The sequence below is a fragment of the Streptomyces sp. ISL-12 genome, assembly GCF_018614415.1.
Taxonomy (GTDB): Bacteria; Actinomycetota; Actinomycetes; order Streptomycetales; family Streptomycetaceae; genus Streptomyces.
On sequence record NZ_JAGGOO010000010.1, the window covers coordinates 17,041 to 32,685 of the forward strand.

At 72.3% G+C, this 15,645-nt stretch carries 10 protein-coding genes; 4 read left to right on the forward strand and 6 right to left on the reverse strand.

Features of this window, described 5'->3' with window-relative positions; translation table 11 throughout:
- Nucleotides 1–2 precede the first annotated feature (2 nt).
- Nucleotides 3–2,918 carry a glycoside hydrolase family 48 protein gene (locus J7I94_RS02610; RefSeq protein WP_215164812.1) on the reverse strand — a complete coding sequence of 972 codons (2,916 nt, stop codon included), beginning with the start codon at nt 2,916–2,918 and terminating at the stop codon, nt 3–5.
- Nucleotides 2,919–3,185: 267 nt separating this feature from the next.
- Between J7I94_RS02610 and J7I94_RS02615 the strand changes: the two genes are divergently transcribed.
- Nucleotides 3,186–4,904: a glycoside hydrolase family 6 protein gene (locus J7I94_RS02615; protein ID WP_215164813.1), complete on the forward strand. Its 1,719-nt coding sequence runs from the start codon at nt 3,186–3,188 to the stop codon at nt 4,902–4,904.
- Between the two features lie 152 nt (nt 4,905–5,056).
- On the forward strand, nt 5,057–5,968 hold the full coding sequence (locus tag J7I94_RS02620) for a trans-aconitate 2-methyltransferase (protein ID WP_215164814.1): 912 nt from the start codon (nt 5,057–5,059) through the stop codon (nt 5,966–5,968).
- Between the two features lie 72 nt (nt 5,969–6,040).
- On the opposite strand, the gene J7I94_RS02625 is transcribed toward J7I94_RS02620, so the two are convergent.
- From J7I94_RS02625 to J7I94_RS02635, 3 genes are all read right to left on the reverse strand, one after another.
- A complete protein-coding gene (locus tag J7I94_RS02625) occupies nt 6,041–6,874 on the reverse strand; it encodes an aldo/keto reductase (RefSeq protein WP_308114480.1) in 834 nt (277 codons plus the stop codon).
- A gap of 102 nt (nt 6,875–6,976) precedes the next feature.
- Nucleotides 6,977–8,803 (reverse strand): long-chain fatty acid--CoA ligase, encoded by a 1,827-nt coding sequence (locus J7I94_RS02630; protein WP_215164815.1) that lies wholly within the window; start codon nt 8,801–8,803, stop codon nt 6,977–6,979.
- A gap of 303 nt (nt 8,804–9,106) precedes the next feature.
- Entirely contained in the window at nt 9,107–10,630 is a 1,524-nt protein-coding gene (locus J7I94_RS02635) for an MFS transporter (protein ID WP_215164816.1), read from the reverse strand.
- A 122-nt stretch (nt 10,631–10,752) separates the two neighbouring features.
- Here J7I94_RS02635 and J7I94_RS02640 point away from each other — a divergent pair, with 122 nt between their 5' ends.
- Nucleotides 10,753–11,736, forward strand: coding sequence for an Lrp/AsnC family transcriptional regulator (locus tag J7I94_RS02640; RefSeq protein WP_374198351.1), 984 nt, complete (start codon nt 10,753–10,755; stop codon nt 11,734–11,736).
- Here the strand turns inward: J7I94_RS02640 and J7I94_RS02645 are convergent.
- Nucleotides 11,711–12,595, reverse strand: coding sequence for a LysR substrate-binding domain-containing protein (locus J7I94_RS02645; protein ID WP_215164817.1), 885 nt, complete (start codon nt 12,593–12,595; stop codon nt 11,711–11,713). The genes J7I94_RS02640 and J7I94_RS02645 overlap by 26 nt on opposite strands.
- A 142-nt stretch (nt 12,596–12,737) precedes the next feature.
- On the opposite strand from J7I94_RS02645, the gene J7I94_RS02650 reads away from it, so the two are divergent.
- Nucleotides 12,738–13,760, forward strand: a complete 1,023-nt coding sequence (locus tag J7I94_RS02650; RefSeq protein WP_215164818.1) for a bile acid:sodium symporter family protein — start codon at nt 12,738–12,740, stop codon at nt 13,758–13,760.
- Here the strand turns inward: J7I94_RS02650 and J7I94_RS02655 are convergent.
- A complete protein-coding gene (locus J7I94_RS02655) occupies nt 13,757–15,613 on the reverse strand; it encodes an exo-alpha-sialidase (protein WP_215164819.1) in 1,857 nt (618 codons plus the stop codon). The two genes, J7I94_RS02650 and J7I94_RS02655, sit on opposite strands and share 4 nt — an antisense overlap.
- Nucleotides 15,614–15,645: the final 32 nt, after the last annotated feature.

Here is a 15,645-nt window from a genome sequence, read left to right on the forward strand (position 1 = left end):
ACTTATTCGAGGAGCTCCGCGTACGAGCCCATGGCGAGGGCGATGTCCGCCTGGGCCCAGAACCGGTGGTACGTGAACGTGGGCGCGGCACCGCCCGCGAGGTAGCTCTCGACCTTCGACCAGTTCGGGTCGTCCTCGTAGAACGAGCGGATCGACTCGAAGGTCGACGACGAGTCGATCGTGTCGCCGTTCGGCATGGTGCCGGTCCAGCCGCTCGGGACGTACACGGCGTCGTCGAAGCGGTTGTAGTCGGCGCGGGTCTCCGGGACGGCGATGCCGAGCGCGTCCTGGTTGTTCTCCCACATGCCGTCCAGCAGCGCCTTGGCCGTCGAGGCCGCCTCCGCGTCACCGGAGCGGTCGGCGTAGTACGTCAGGGTCTTGGCGTACGCCGCCGCCACCCCGACGTCGTTGGTGTAGTCGGCGACCGTGACGTGCAGGCCGCTGTTGGCACCGGGGGAGGAGGCGTTCCAGGTGTCGGGCGCGCCCGACCACTGGAGCGTGGAGGGGATACGGAAGCTGCCGTCCGGGTTGACCGTCGTCTCCGACAGCGCCCAGTCGACCCACTTGTCAAGGACCGTCTTGGCGTCGGCGTCGCCGCTCTGCTGGTAGTACTCGGCGACCCGCTCCATGGACCACGCCTGGAAGCCGAACCACTGGTTGGACGGCGGGTCGTGGTACACCGGCTTCTCGTCGTAGTACATGCCGTAGAACGTCGGCGTCCCGGCCGGCGGGGTCGCGTACCGGCCCTGCCAGCTGTTGGTCGCGCCGCCCGCGATGGCACCCTCGTCGGACTGGAGCCAGCGGTAGAACTCCAGCTGCCGGTCGAGGGACTTGGCCCAGTCCGCCGCACCCGTCGCCGACTTCGGCTTCAGGTCGGCGTAGGAGCTGAGGGCGTACGCGGCCAGCGGGTTCTGGTAGCCGCCGTGGGTGTGGCTGGAACCGATGCGCCAGGCCCAGCCCGCCGAGGTGTCCACCGCGCCGCCCCAGGCGTAGTACCAGGACAGCAGGTAGTGCGAGGAGTCCTTGCCGGTGCCCGCCGGGCAGCTCGTCGGCCCCGCACAGCCGCCGACCTTCTTGAAGTACTTGTCGAACATCGCGTACCGCAGGTAGTCGCCCATCTTGGCGGCCTTCGCGACGGTCCCGGAGATCTCCGACTCCTTGCCCTGCTGCCCGGCCCAGACGTCCGCCCAGTACGCGGCCTGCACGGCGCGCGCGTCGGCGTCCGGGGCGTTGGTGAACTTCCACTGCTTGGCGTAGGAGGCGTCACCGGTGAACAGGTCCAGGTAGCCGTTGGTCCCGCCGTACTCGAAGGCGTCGCAGGTCGGCTGCGGCACCGTCTCCCACACCGACTCCTGCGCGCCGCGCTGGAAGGTGTTGATGTACGACGGCCCGGTGTCCGACGGTCCCGCCTCGCAGTTGCCGGGCGAGTTGCCGTAGCCGTAGGTGTTGTCGACGTCCTGGAGCCAGTGCATCCCGTACACGTCGTCCGTGCCGTACGCCGACTTCAGCTCACCGGCGATCGGGTCCGGGCCGACGGAGACACCGGAGTCCAGCTTCGCCGGGTACTCCTGCGGCGTGTCCAGTTCGGGCGCGTAGGTGGCGGGCTTGGACGCGTTGTACGAGGAGTTGGTCGGCTGGTCGGCGTGGGTGGGGATCATGTACTGCTCCATGATGTCCCAGGCACCGTTGAACCGGGTCCAGTCGCCCGTCACCTTGCCGTACATGGCCTGGAGCCACAGCAGATAGCTGTACGCCTCCGAGGTGGTCTCATGGCCGTGGTCGGGCGCCTCGACGATCAGCGTCTCCACCGAGTGGTACGGGATGCCCTCGGGGGAGAAGTAGCCGTTCGCCGGGTCGGTGATCTTCCCGTACAGCTCCAGGAAGCGCGCGTCGTACTCCGTCGCGGCCGCGAGCTGGGTGACGGTGACCGTCGCCTTGCCGTGGCCGGGGGCCGTGGACTCGAAGACCGCCGAGCCGGTGCCGGAGGAGTCGGCGCCGATCGTCACCTGCTGCGCGGTGTCCCAGTTCGACGGGGTGAAGGTGAGCGTCCCGCCACCGGTGACCGTGAGGCCGGTGTTGCCGCTGGTGCGGGCGGTGGTGACGGTGACGTTCGCCGTCGGCTGCGTGGACAGCTTGACGTCGTACGTTCCCGACTCGCCCTGCTGGAGGCCCAGTTGGGCGGGGGTGGCCACCACGGTGGGGCCCGCGGCGACCGTGATGCCGACCGGGGTGGAACTCGCCGACGCGCCCAGGCTGTCGTACGCCTTCGCCACCAGGGAATGACTGCCCACGGTCAAACCAGAGGCGGAGTGCGTGTAGGGCGCGCTGCTGTCGGTGCCCAGCAGGGTGGTGTCGTCGTAGAACTCCACCTTGGTGACGGTGGCGTCGTCGGCCGCGGCCGCGGTGGCCGCCAGCGGCACCGCCGTGCCCTGGCTGTACACGGCACCCGGCGCCGGGCTGGTCAGCACGGTGATCGGCGGCTGGTGGGCGCCGGTGCACGGGGTGCCGTTGACCGAGAACGAGGTGGGCGCGGTGTTGGTGCCGCTGTAGGTGAACTGGGCGCCGGTGGTGACGGCGGCGCCGGCGCCTATTCGAGCGTTGTACGCGGCGTTCGTCACGGTCACCGCCGACCCGGACTGCGACCAGGTGCCGTTCCAGCCGTTGGTCAGCTTCTGGTCGCCCGTGTAGCCGTACGTCAGGGTCCAGCCGTCCAGGGCCTCGGATCCCCGGTTGGTCAGGGTCAGCTCGGCGGTGAAACCGGAACCCCAGTCGTTCGTCTTGTAGTCCACGCTGCACTGGACCGCCGCGGCGTGCGCGGTGGTCGTGCCGGTGCCCACCAGGGTGAGCGGGAGCGCGAGGGCCGCCAGCGCGGCCGTCCACAGACGCCGCGCGGCGCGGCGTCTTCGACCTCGGTGCATGGTGCTGGTTCCTCCTTGCGGCTCGGAGCGAGGGGGGAGGAGCAACAAGCTGTGAACCAGTGGGAGCGCTCCCATGTTGAGGAGAGGGGTGAGTGCGGTCAAGGTGTGTGAAGAGTCGAAAATGTTCGATGGGCCGAGTTGAGAGAATGTTGGCAACTCCTCTGTTCTTTACCGACACTTGGCGCTAACTTCTTCGGCACCAGTGGGAGCGGTTCCGTCAGTCGGTACTCCATCAGTCGGTACTCGATGAAGAGGAAACCCGCACCCATGAGCCGTAGCAGAACTGCGTTACTGGCCGCTCTCGCGCTTGTCGCCGGGGCCTCCGGCGCGGCGTACGCCGTCGTACCCCCGGACGTCGGCGCGGCGGCCGTCCCCTGCACCGTGGACTACAAGGTGCAGAACCAGTGGGACACCGGCTTCACCGCCGCCGTCACCGTCACCAACAACAGCGCCGCCAAGTCCGGCTGGTCCCTGAAGTGGTCCTACGCCGGCAACCAGAAGGTGACCAGCGGCTGGAACGCGAAGATCAGCCAGAGCGGTACGGCCGTCACCGCGGCCAACGAGTCCTACAACGCCCCGCTGTCCACCGGCGGCTCGGTGAGCTTCGGCTTCCAGGCCTCCTACAGCGGCAGCAACGCCGTCCCGGCCACCTTCACCCTCGACGGGGTGACCTGCAACGTCGACGACGGCGGCACGACCCCCACCGATCCCCCGGACCCGGAGGGCCCCTCCGCCCGGGTGAACAACCCGTACGACGGCGCCAAGGTGTACGTGAACCCGGAGTGGTCCGCCAAGGCCGCGGCCGAACCGGGCGGCAGCCGCATCGCGAACCAGCCGACCGGTGTGTGGCTGGACCGCATCGCCGCCATCGAGGGTGTCAACGGCGGCATGGGACTGCGCGACCACCTCGACGCGGCGCTGGAGCAGAAGGGCTCGGACGAGATGGTCGTCCAGCTCGTCATCTACAACCTGCCCGGCCGCGACTGCGCCGCCCTCGCCTCCAACGGCGAGCTGGGCGCGACCGAGATCGACCGGTACAAGACCGAGTACATCGACCCGATCGCCGCGATCCTCGCCGACTCCAAGTACGCGTCGCTGCGGATCGTGACCACCGTCGAGATCGACTCGCTGCCCAACCTGGTCACCAACACCACGCCGCGGGCCACCGCCACGCCCAACTGCGACGTGATGAAGGCCAACGGCAACTACCAGAAGGGTGTCGGCTACGCCCTGAACAAGCTGGGCGACGCCCCCAACGTCTACAACTACATCGACGCCGGCCACCACGGCTGGCTCGGCTGGGACGACAACTTCGGTGCCTCCGCCGACCTGTTCAAGGTCGCCGCGACCACCGAGGGCGCGACCGTCAACGACGTGCACGGCTTCATCGTCAACACCGCCAACTACAGCGCGCTGAAGGAGGAGAACTTCACGATCAATGACACCGTGAACGGCACCTCCGTGCGCCAGTCCGACTGGGTCGACTGGAACCGGTACACCGACGAGCTGTCCTACGCCCAGGCGATGCGCGACAAGCTGGTCTCCATCGGCTTCGACTCCAACCTCGGCATGCTGATCGACACCTCCCGCAACGGCTGGGGCGGCTCGGCCCGGCCCACCGGCCCGGGTGCCATGACCGACGTCAACACGTACGTCGACGGCGGCCGCTACGACCGTCGCATCCACCTCGGCAACTGGTGCAACCAGACCGGGGCCGGCCTCGGTGAGCGTCCGCAGGCCAACCCCGCCGCCGGGATCGACGCGTACGTCTGGATGAAGCCCCCGGGTGAGTCCGACGGCGCCAGCGAGCCGATCGACAACGACGAGGGCAAGGGCTTCGACCGGATGTGCGACCCGACGTACACCGGCAACCCGCGGAACAACAACAACATGTCCGGCGCCCTGCCGGACGCCCCGCTCTCCGGGCACTGGTTCTCCGCGCAGTTCCAGCAGCTGATGCAGAACGCGTACCCGCCGCTGTCCTGACCCCCTTCCCTTCCCCCCTCCCCGCGGGGGCCGGTCCGGTGAGCCTGCCGGACCGGCCCCCGCGGCCATTTTGCGGGAACGGCAAGAAGAGTTGCCGGGGCCCGCCGGCCCGGAGCACGCTGGCGGTATCGCGAGACGGGAGGCCGGCGATCATGGCGCACGACCACGGGCACCAGCACCAGCACGAGCACGACCATCAGCACCACCCTCACGACCACGCCGACATCGACTGGGCCGAGCTGGCCCCGCTGCTGGAGGGCGAGGCGGAGCTGTACACGCCGCTGTACCAGCGGGCCCTGGCCTGGCTGGCCGGGGAGGTGACCGACCCGGGCCTGGTCGTCGACGCGGGCAGCGGACCCGGTGTGCTGACCTGTCTGCTCGCCGACACCTTCCCGGGCGCCCGGGTGGTGGCGGCCGACGGCGCCGCCCCGCTCCTGGAGCGGGCCCGCGCCCGCGCCGCGCGGCACGGCATCGCCGACCGCTTCGACACCCTGACCGGCGAGCTGCCGGACGTGCTCGGCTCCCTCGACTACCCCGCCGACCTGCTGTGGGCCAGCCGCAGCCTGCACCACCTGGCCGATCAGCGCGCCGGTCTCGCCGCCTTCGCCGCCTGCCTGGCCCCCGGCGGCACCCTGGCGCTCCTGGAGGGCGGACTGCCCGTACGGTTCCTGCCGCGCGACCTCGGCCTGGGCCGGCCGGGGCTGCAGGCGCGGCTGGACGCGGCGCACGAGGACGCGTTCACCCGGATGCGGGAGAGCCTGCCGGGCTCCGTCGCCGTGACCGAGGACTGGCCCGCGCTGCTCACCGCCGCCGGTCTGAAACACACCGGCACCCGCAGTTTCCTGCTCGACCTGCCCGCTCCGGTCTCCGACAAGGCCCGCGCCCACGTCGCCGCCACGCTCACCCGGCTGCGTGACCTGGGCGCCGACGCAGGTCTGGACGCCGGTGACCGCGCCGTCCTGGACCGGCTCCTCGACCCCGACGACGAGGCGGGCGTCCACCGCAGGCCCGACCTGTTCGTGCTGGCGGCACACACCGTGCACACGGCGGTGCGGACCGGCTGACGACGAAGGCCCGGCACCCCGTTTCCTTCCGGGGTGCCGGGCCTCGTGGCCTTTCGGCCGCGCGCCGGGGTGTCAGTCGTTGACCGCCGCCGGGTCGGGACCGACCCGCCGGTCCTCGTTGAGGGCGCTGATCGCCGCGAGGTCCTCGTCGTCCAGGCTGAAGTCGAAGACCTCGATGTTCTCCTTGATCCGGGACGGCGTCACGGACTTCGGGATCACGACGTTGCCGGTCTGCAGGTGCCAGCGCAGGACGATCTGGGCCGGGCTGCGGCCGTGCTTCCGGCCGATGGCGACGATGGCCGGGACCTCCAGGAGGCCCTTGCCGGAGCCGAGCGGCGACCACGCCTCCGTGGCGATGCCCTGCTCCGCGTGGTACTCGCGCAGGGCGTGCTGCTGGAGGTGCGGGTGCAGCTCGATCTGGTTGACCGCCGGGATGACCGACGTCTCGCCGATCAGCCGCTCCAGGTGGTCCGGCTGGAAGTTGGAGACGCCGATGGCCCGCGCCCGGCCGTCGGCCAGGATCTTTTCGAACGCCTTGTAGGTGTCGACGTAGGTGCCCCGGTCCGGCATCGGCCAGTGGATCAGGTACAGGTCGACGTACTCCAGGCCGAGCTTGGACAGGGAGGTGTCGAAGGCGCGCAGGGTGGAGTCGTACCCCTGCTCGCTGTTCCAGAGCTTGGTGGTGACGAAGAGGTCCTCACGGGGGAGGCCGGAGGCGGCGATGGCCTTGCCGGTGCCCCTCTCGTTGCCGTAGATCGCCGCCGTGTCGATGCTGCGGTACCCGGCCTTCAGGGCCGTCGCGACGGCGGTCTCGGCCTCGTCGTCCGGTACCTGCCAGACGCCGAAGCCCAGCTGGGGCATCTCGACGCCGTTGTTCAGGGTGATCGGGGGGACCTGGCTGCTCACGGGCTGTTGATCCTTCGTTTGTGGTGACGTGGTGCTCCCATGGTCAACGATCACGAGGCCGCGCGCATTCCTGATGGAGGAAAAAGCGGGCGGATCCCTGTTTCACACCCGGTACAGGGCGTCCACCTCGGCCCGGTACGCCTGCTCGATGGCCTTGCGCTTGAGCTTGAGCGACGGGGTGAGCAGTCCCTGCTCCTCGGTGAACGGCTGGGCCAGGATGCGGAAGGTGCGGATGGACTCGGCCTGGGAGACGAGCGTGTTGGCGGCGACCACCGCGCGCCGCACCTCGGTCTCCAGATCGGCGTCGCGGACCAGGTCGGCCGGGTGCATCCGGGGCTTGTTGCGCATCGTCAGCCAGTGTTCGACGGCCTCCTGGTCGAGGGTGACCAGGGCGGCGATGTAGGGGCGGTCGTTGCCGACCACGATGCACTGGCTGACCAGCGGGTGGTCGCGGACGCGCTCCTCCAGCACCCCGGGGGAGACGCTCTTGCCGCCGGAGGTCACCAGGATCTCCTTCTTGCGGCCGGTGATGGTGAGGTAGCCGTCCTCGTCCAGCAGCCCCAGGTCGCCGGTGGCCAGCCAGCCGTCGTGCAGGGACTCGTCGGTGGCCTTCGGGTCGTTGAGGTACCCCTGGAAGACGTTGCCGCCGCGCAGCCAGATCTCGCCGTCGTCCGCGATGTGCACGGTGACGCCGGGGATCGGGTGGCCGACCGTGCCGTAGCGGGTGCGCTCGGGCGGGTTGGCGGTGGCCGCCGCCGTCGACTCGGTCAGGCCGTACCCCTCGTAGATCTGCACGCCGGCGCCCGCGAAGAACAGGCCGAGCCGCCGGTCCATCGCGCTGCCGCCGGACATGGCGTTGCGCAGGCGCCCGCCCATCGCGGCCCGCACCTTGGCGTAGACGAGCTTGTCGAAGAACTGGTGCTGCACGCGCAGCGCCGCCGACGGTCCGGGACCCTGGCCCCACGCCTTCGCCTCCAGGGCCTCCGCGTACTTCACCGCCACGTCGACGGCCTTCTCGAACGCACCCGCCCGGCCGTCCCGCTCGGCCTTGCGCCGGGCGGCGTTGAACACCTTCTCGAAGATGTACGGCACGGCCAGGATGAACGTCGGCTGGAACGCGGCCAGGTCCGGCAGCAGGGCCGCCGCGTTGAGCTGCGGCTGGTGGCCGAAGCGGACCCGGCCGCGGATCGCGGCGACCTCCACCATCCGGCCGAAGACGTGGGCGAGGGGCAGGAAGAGCAGGGTGGCCGCCTCGTCGCCCTTGCGGGAGTGGAACACCGACTCCCAGCGGCCGATGACGGTGTCCGCCTCGTACATGAAGTTGCCGTGGGTGAGCACGCAGCCCTTGGGGCGGCCGGTGGTGCCGGAGGTGTAGATGACGGTGGCCACCGACTCCGGGGTGACCGCCTGGCGGTGCCGGTGCACGACCTCGTCGTCGAGGTGGGCGCCCGCCTCGTACAGCTCCCGCACCACACCGGCGTCGAGCTGCCACAGCTGCCGCAGGTTCGGCAGCCGGTCGATGACGGTGGCGAGGGTCATCGCGTGGTCCTCGTGCTCCACGACGGCGGCGCTGACCTCGGCGTCGTGCAGCATCCAGAAGCACTGCTCGGCCGAGGAGGTGGGGTAGACCGGCACGACCTGCGCGCCGATCGTCCACAGGGCGAAGTCGAACAGCGTCCACTCGTAGCGGGTGCGGGACATGACGGCGACGCGGTCGCCGAACCGGATACCCCGGGCGAGCAGCCCCTTGGCGAGGGCCAGCACCTCGTCGCGGAACTCGGCGGAGGTCACGTCCCGCCACCGGCCCGCCCGGTCCTTGCGGCCCAGCGCGATGTACGCCGGGTCCTCCCGGGCATTGCGGAAGACCGCGTCGGCCAGTCCGCCCACCGGTGGCGGCAGTGCCGACGGAGGGCTCGTGAACTCGCGCAAACCCCGCTCCCTGTTCCCTGCTCCCCGTTCCTTGTGACGCCCCGCACAGCGCGGTGAAAGCTACCCCACCCCCGAGGGCGACGGGCGAGGGCGCGGGGCGGCACGGCGGGGAGAATCCCCCTCAGAGGGGGAAGGGTCGGGCGCGTTCCTGACGGTTGAGTAAGTATTGCGGCCGTAATCTCCACCGAATCTGTACGGGGTGGCGCGGTGTGTGGGCGGCTGCGGGTGGGGTGTGGCTGGTCGCGCAGTTCCCCGCGCCCCTCAGGTGCGCCCGCTGTCCGTCCCTCAGGGGACGCCCGGACCTCACCGCCCCGCGCCGGCCCGCGTCCGCACGGGTGCCGGGGCGCTGCCCCCGGAGGCGGAACGGCGATTCCCGGTGAGGGCCAGGACCAGGACCCCGGCGACCGCCGCCACCGCCCCGGCCGTCACCGCCGCGGCGTTCAGACCGGAGGCGAAGGCGGCGCGCAGCGCGTGGTCCGGGAACGCGGCCCGCAGGGCGTCCGCGCCGCCGCCCGCCAGGGCGTGGGCCGCGTCCGACGGGAGGGTGTCCGTCATCCGGGCGGCCAGCACCGTGCCGAAGACCGCGATGCCGAGGGCGTAGCCGAGCTGCCGGAAGGTGTTCACCGCGCCGCCCGCCATCCCGGCCCGCTCCGGCGGTACCGCCGCCAGCGCCGCCCCGGCGATGCCCGGCGACACGAGACCGGTGCCGACGCCCACCAGCAGCAGCCCCGGCACCAGTGCGGAGGCGGTCGAGGACGCGTCCAGGAACGCCGTCGAGAACTGGCCCGCCGAGATCAGCAGGAGCCCGCCCCCGATGGTGAACCGGGCCGGCACCCCGTGCAGCAGCCGCCCGCCCGCCGCCGCCACCGCGAACGACGCCAGCGACAGCCACAGGAACACCAGGCCGCCGCGGACCGGGCTCATCCCGAGCAGCGTCTGCAGCCAGATCGACGTGTACGCCATCACCCCGAACGCCGCCGCGTTGAAGGCGAGCGCCCCCACCATCACCGCCGAGAACGCCGGCCGGGCGAACAGCCGCACATCGAGCAGCGGATCGGCCGACCGCCGCTCCACCGCGACGAAAACGGCCAGCAGCAGCACCGCGCAGACGAAGGCGGCCAGTGTGCCGGTCTCCGTCCAGCCGTCCGACCCGGCCCGTACCGCCCCGTACGTCACCGCCCCGGCGAACGCCGCGAACGTCACCGTGCCCGGCACGTCCACCTTCCCCCACGCTCGGCTTCGCTCGCGCGGGGGCACCCCCGGCCCGCGCGACCCGCGCGACTCCGGCACCACCCGCAGCGTCAGCCACACCGCGGCCACGCTCACCGGCAGGTTGACGTAGAAGATCCACCGCCAGCCGGGCCCGTCGGTGAGCAGTCCGCCCAGCACCGGACCGACCGCCGCCGCCGCGCCGCTGACCGCGCCCCACACCCCGAGCGCCACCGACCGCTGCCGCCCCTGGTAGACCGAGCCCAGCAGCGGCAGCGTCGTGGCGAACATCGCCGCCGCGCCCACGCCCTGCACGGCGCGCGCCGCGACCAGCATCGCCGGCCCGGTCGCCACCCCGCACAGCAGCGACGCCACCGCGAACAGCACCACCCCGGCCACATGGGTCCGCCGCCGCCCCAGCACATCGGCCGCGGCGCCCGCGCCGAGCAGCAGCGCCGCCAGCGCCAGCGCGTACCCGTCCATCACCCATTGCAGATCGCCCAGCGAGGCGTCCAGCCCCCGTGCCATGTCCGGGAGCGCCACCACCGCGATCGTCACGTCCAGCAGCAGCATGAACGTGCCCAGGCAGACCGCCGTCAACGGTCCCCATGTACGCATCTCGTCCTCGTTCCTTCCGTGTTCCGTCCGGCTCTTCGTGGTCCTCCGTACGATGGGCCGCGCACGGCCGATGGCCCCGGCCGGCGGCAGTCGAGCGACGGAACCCGAGGAGAAGAGCCGCCGTGGAGATGGAATCCGACACCTTCGACCGGCTCGACCTGCGTCTGCTGAGCGCGCTGGAGCTGAACGGCCGGGCCTCCTTCAGCCGGATCGGCGCCGTGCTCGGCGTCTCGGACCAGACCGTCGCGCGCCGCTACCGGCGGCTGTGCGCCGAGGGCGGACTGCGCGTGGTCGCGGTCCGGGACGCGCAGGTCCTCGGCCACGACCAGTGGACGCTGCGGCTGCGCTGCGTCCCCGACGGCGCCGCCGCCATCGCCGACGCCCTCGCCAAACGGCCCGACACCAGCTGGATCGGGCTCGCCTCGGGCGGTACGGAGGTCGTCTGCGGCACCCGCCCCCGCAGCCCGGGCGACCGCGACGACCTGCTCCTGGGCAAACTGCCCCGCACCCCGCGCGTCCTGGAGATCCGGGCCCACCAGATGCTGCACCGCTTCCACGGCGGCCCCACCGGCTGGCTGCGCAAGCTCGGCGTTCTCACCGACGACGAGACGGCGGCACTGCGCCCGACGGCCGGTGACCCGGCCACCGGCCCGGCCCGCATCGCCCCGGAGGACGAGCCGCTGCTCGCCGCCCTGGAACGGGACGGCCGCGCCACCTACCCGGAACTCCAGCGCGCCACCGGCCGCTCCGAGCCGGCCGTCAAGCGCCGGCTGGCCGCGCTGCTCGCCTCCGGCGCGGTCCACATCGACGTCGAGTACGACTCGGCGCTGCTCGGCTTCCCGGTCGTCGCCGCCCTGTGGATCACCGCGGGACCGGCCGACCTGCACCGGGTCGGCGAGACCCTCGCCGGCCACCCCGAGATCGCCCACGCGGCGGCCACCGCGGGCCCCTCCAACCTCGTCGCCACCGCCGTCACCCGCGGCACCGCCGACCTCTACGCCTACCTCAGCGGCCCGCTCGGCCACCTGGAGGGCGTGCGGCACGTGGAGGCGTCACCGTTCCTGCGCCGGGTCAAGCAGCTCATCTACCCGCGCCCCGCGTCCTGACGGTGTGCAGCCGGTCGCCGCTCGCCAGGATCGCCGCGGCCAGCGCGTCCGCCGCGTCCTGCGCCGAGGTGCGTCGCTCCCCGGTGACCAGGACGAAGTCGACGCGGCCCAGTTCCGGCAGCCCGGCCCGGTCCGGCACCCGTACCAGGCCGGGCGGGATCAGGCCCCGCGAGTGCGCCATCACGCCGAGGCCCGCGCGGGCCGCCGCGATCAGGCCGTTGAGGCTGCCGCTGGTGCAGGCCACCCGCCACTCGCGGCCCTGGCGCTGGAGCGCCTCCACGGCGAGGGCGCGGGTGATGCCCGGCGGCGGGTAGACGATCAGCGGCACCGGGCGGCCGGGGTCCACGCGCAGCCGCTCCGCGCCGATCCACACCAGCCGGTCGTGCCACACCAGCTCGCCCCGCCGGTCCTCGGGCCGCCGCTTGGCCAGCACCAGGTCCAGCTTCCCGGCGGCGAGCTGCTCGTGCAGGGTGCCGGACAGCTCGACGGTCAGCTCCAGGTCGACCTCGGGGTGGTCGTGCCGGAAGCCCTCCAGGATCTCCGGGAGCCGGGTCAGCACGAAGTCCTCCGACGCGCCGAACCGCAGCCGACCGCGCAGCCGGGTGCCGGTGAAGAACGCCGTCGCCTGCTCGTGCACCTCCAGGATGCGGCGGGCGAAGCCGAGCATCGCCTCGCCGTCCTCGGTCAGCTCCACCGAGTGCGTGTCCCGGGTGAACAGCGGCCGCCCGGTCGCGTCCTCCAGGCGCCGCACGTGCTGGCTCACCGTCGACTGGCGCAGTCCGAGCCGCCGCGCGGCCTGCGTGAAGCTCAGCGTCTGGGCCACCGAGAGGAAGGTCCGCAGCTGGGAGGGGTCGTACACGCCCTTCAGCTTATTACAGAACGCGATGACAGTCAGTGCGGTGTACCGGATTCCCGATCGCCGAGTGAGGGAGCAGGATGGAGCGGGGACCCGTGTCCCCGTGTCCGAGGACCGAAGAAGCGATACGAGCAAGTGGAGCACCGTGAAACGCCTGCGTTGGCCGCGCTGGATGCCGATCGACCCGTACATCCTCCTGCTGCTGGGCACGGTGGGCCTCGCGGCGCTGCTGCCGGCCCGCGGGACGTCGGCCGATGTGGCGAACGGCGCCTCCACGGCCGCGATCGCGTTCCTCTTCTTCCTCTACGGCGCCCGGCTCTCCACCCGCGAGGCGCTGGACGGACTCAAGCACTGGCGGCTCCACGTCACCGTCCTGGCCTGCACGTTCGCCGTCTTCCCGCTGCTCGGGCTGGCGGCCCGCGGACTCGTCCCGGTCTTCCTGACCGAGCCGCTGTACCAGGGCCTGCTCTTCTGCACCCTGGTCCCCTCCACCATCCAGTCGTCGATCGCCTTCACCTCCCTCGCCCGCGGCAACGTGCCCGCCGCGATCTGCGCGGGCTCCTTCTCCTCCCTCGTCGGCATCGTCGTCACGCCGCTGCTCGCCGCCGGTCTGCTCGGCAGTACGGGCGGCGGGTTCTCCGCCGACTCGGTGGTGAAGATCGTGCTCCAGCTGCTGGTGCCGTTCGTCGCAGGGCAGCTGCTGCGCCGTTGGATCGGAGGTTTCGTCACCCGGCACAAGAAGGCGCTCGGGCTCGTCGACCGCGGCTCGATCCTGCTCGTCGTCTACACGGCGTTCAGCGAGGGCATGGTGCAGGGCGTCTGGCACCAGGTCAGCCCCGTCCGGCTGGCCGGGCTGCTGGCGGTGGAGGCGGTGCTGCTCGCCGTGATGCTGCTGCTGACCTGGTACGGCGCGAAGGCGCTGCGGTTCGGGCGGGAGGACCGGATCGCGATCCAGTTCGCCGGTTCGAAGAAGTCCCTGGCCTCCGGGCTGCCGATGGCCAGCGTGCTCTTCGGCGCGCACGCCTCGCTGGCCGTGCTGCCGCTGATGCTCTTCCACCAGATGCAGCTCATGGTCTGCGCGGTCATCGCCAAGCGCCGCTCGCACGACCCGGTGCCCGAGGACGACACCGCTGACCCGCCGATACCCACCGGCGCCGGCATCCGTTAGGGGGCGTCCACCCGGTCCAGGGGCAGCCGCAGCACGCTGTCCCCGGCCGGCGGCTGGGCCGCGCCGACCTCGCCGTCGCTCAGCGCCCGCCGCCACACCCGTACGTCGTCCAGCGCCCCGGTGAGGCGCGCCCGCCCGTCCATCCGGGCGCCCACGTGCACGCCGAAGGCCGAGTCGCGGCTGACCGAGCCCGGCACGTGGGCCGCCTCGGTCTTCTTGCCGTCGAGGAACAGGGTGAGCCGCCCGCCGCCCCGGCGCAGCACCAGCCGGTGCCAGCGGCCGTCGTTGTGCGCGCCGGTGGCGCGTACGTACGCCGACCGGGGCGCCGCCGCCCCCTCCCGCGCGGTCATCAGCCCCGTCACCCTGTCCTGCGCGGGCTCGGCGCGCAGCCACACCTGGGGCTGCTTGGTACCGATCCCGCCCATCCACAGCAGCGGCTGTTCCCCGGTCTTCGCCGTGTACCGGAACCAGAGCGACACGGTGAAGTCGCCGTCCCCGAGCCGCAGCCCCTCCCGGTACGGCAGCCGCACCTCGTCGTCGGTGCCGTCGAACGCGACCGCGCCGCCGACCGCACCGTCCGCCGTCGTAGCGGCCCCGCCCAGTACGGCGGCGGGCCGGGTGCCCGGCGCGAGGTCGGGGGTGGTGGGGTCGGCGCCGCGCCGGGCCCGGAGCCAGTCCGCGCCGAACCGGGCGAAGCGGATCTCGTCGCGGGCGTCGGCCGTGCCCCCCTCGTACAGCAGCCCCACCGTCGTGCCGTCGAGGGCCGCCATGTCCGAGTAGCCGGACCAGTCGCGGGTGACGACCGTGGCCCGGTCCACGCTGTCCCAGGTGGCGCCGGAGTCCCAGGAGGAGCGGATCGCCATGGTCCGGCGGCGGTCGGGGTCGGCCGGGGCGGACAGCAGCACCCGGTCGCCCAGACGCAGCAGCGCGCCCTGCACCTGCGGGGTGTACAGGTCCGGGACGGCCGCGAAGGGGGCGGCGAAGCTGTCGCCGCCGTCCCGGCTGACGGTCTGGGTGCGGTGGCCGAGGTCGGTGCCGTCCTCCTCGCGTCCGCTGACCAGCAGCGTGCCGTCGGCGAGTTCGGCCAGGGTCACCTCGGACGGCTTCTGCCGGAAGGTGCCGTCGCCGGCCACGGGCCAGGTGTCGGTGGCGCCGATCCGCCAGTGGTCGCCGCCGTCGTCGCTGACGACCAGCGCCGCGTGGTTGGCCGTCACCCGGCCGCCGTCCCAGCTCTCGGCGTTGACCCCGAGGACCAGCCGCCCGGCGTGGGCGCCGGCGGTCAGCTGCGCGCCGTGCACGGGGCCGGTCGCGTACCAGGAGTTCCAGCCGGCCGGGCGGATCTCGGCGCTGAGGTCGCGCGGCTCGGACCAGGTGAGCCCGTCGTCGTCGCTGTACTGGAGGTGGGGCGCGCGGTCGCAGGGGACCGCGCAGCCGGCGTCGTCCGCCCGGCCGGTGTTGTACGTCTCGACCAGCAGGACGCGACCGGTGGCGCGGTCCACGACCGGCGCCGGGTTGCCGTGGGTGTCGCCGCCGCCGTCGTTGACGACCCGCAGCGGGCCCCAGGTACGGCCGCCGTCCGTGGAGCGCTTGAGCACGATGTCGATGTCGGCCGCGTCCCCGCAGTTGCGGACCCGGCCCTCCGCGAAGGCGAGCAGCGTGCCGTCGGTGGTCCGCACGAGCGCCGGGATGCGGAAGCAGGCGTACCCGGTCTCCTGATCGGCGCGGAAGAGCACCTGTTGGGTGAATTCGGGGGCCTTCGCGTGTGCCGTGGAGGGCAGGGCGAAGGACAGCGCGAGCAGGGAGGCGAGAACGGTCGGCGGGCGTCCGGAACGGGCGCGGGGGCGAAACGGCATGGAGCGGTGGCCCTTCAGGCGGCTGAGCGGTA

Bases quoted from the DNA above. Each gene is read 5' to 3' on its own strand.
- J7I94_RS02610 (WP_215164812.1), bottom strand. From the start codon at position 2,918: ATGCACCGAGGTCGAAGACGCCGCGCCGCGCGGCGTCTGTGGACGGCC.
- J7I94_RS02615 (WP_215164813.1), top strand. From the start codon at position 3,186: ATGAGCCGTAGCAGAACTGCGTTACTGGCCGCTCTCGCGCTTGTCGCC.
- J7I94_RS02620 (WP_215164814.1), top strand. From the start codon at position 5,057: ATGGCGCACGACCACGGGCACCAGCACCAGCACGAGCACGACCATCAG.
- J7I94_RS02635 (WP_215164816.1), bottom strand. From the start codon at position 10,630: ATGCGTACATGGGGACCGTTGACGGCGGTCTGCCTGGGCACGTTCATG.
- J7I94_RS02655 (WP_215164819.1), bottom strand. From the start codon at position 15,613: ATGCCGTTTCGCCCCCGCGCCCGTTCCGGACGCCCGCCGACCGTTCTC.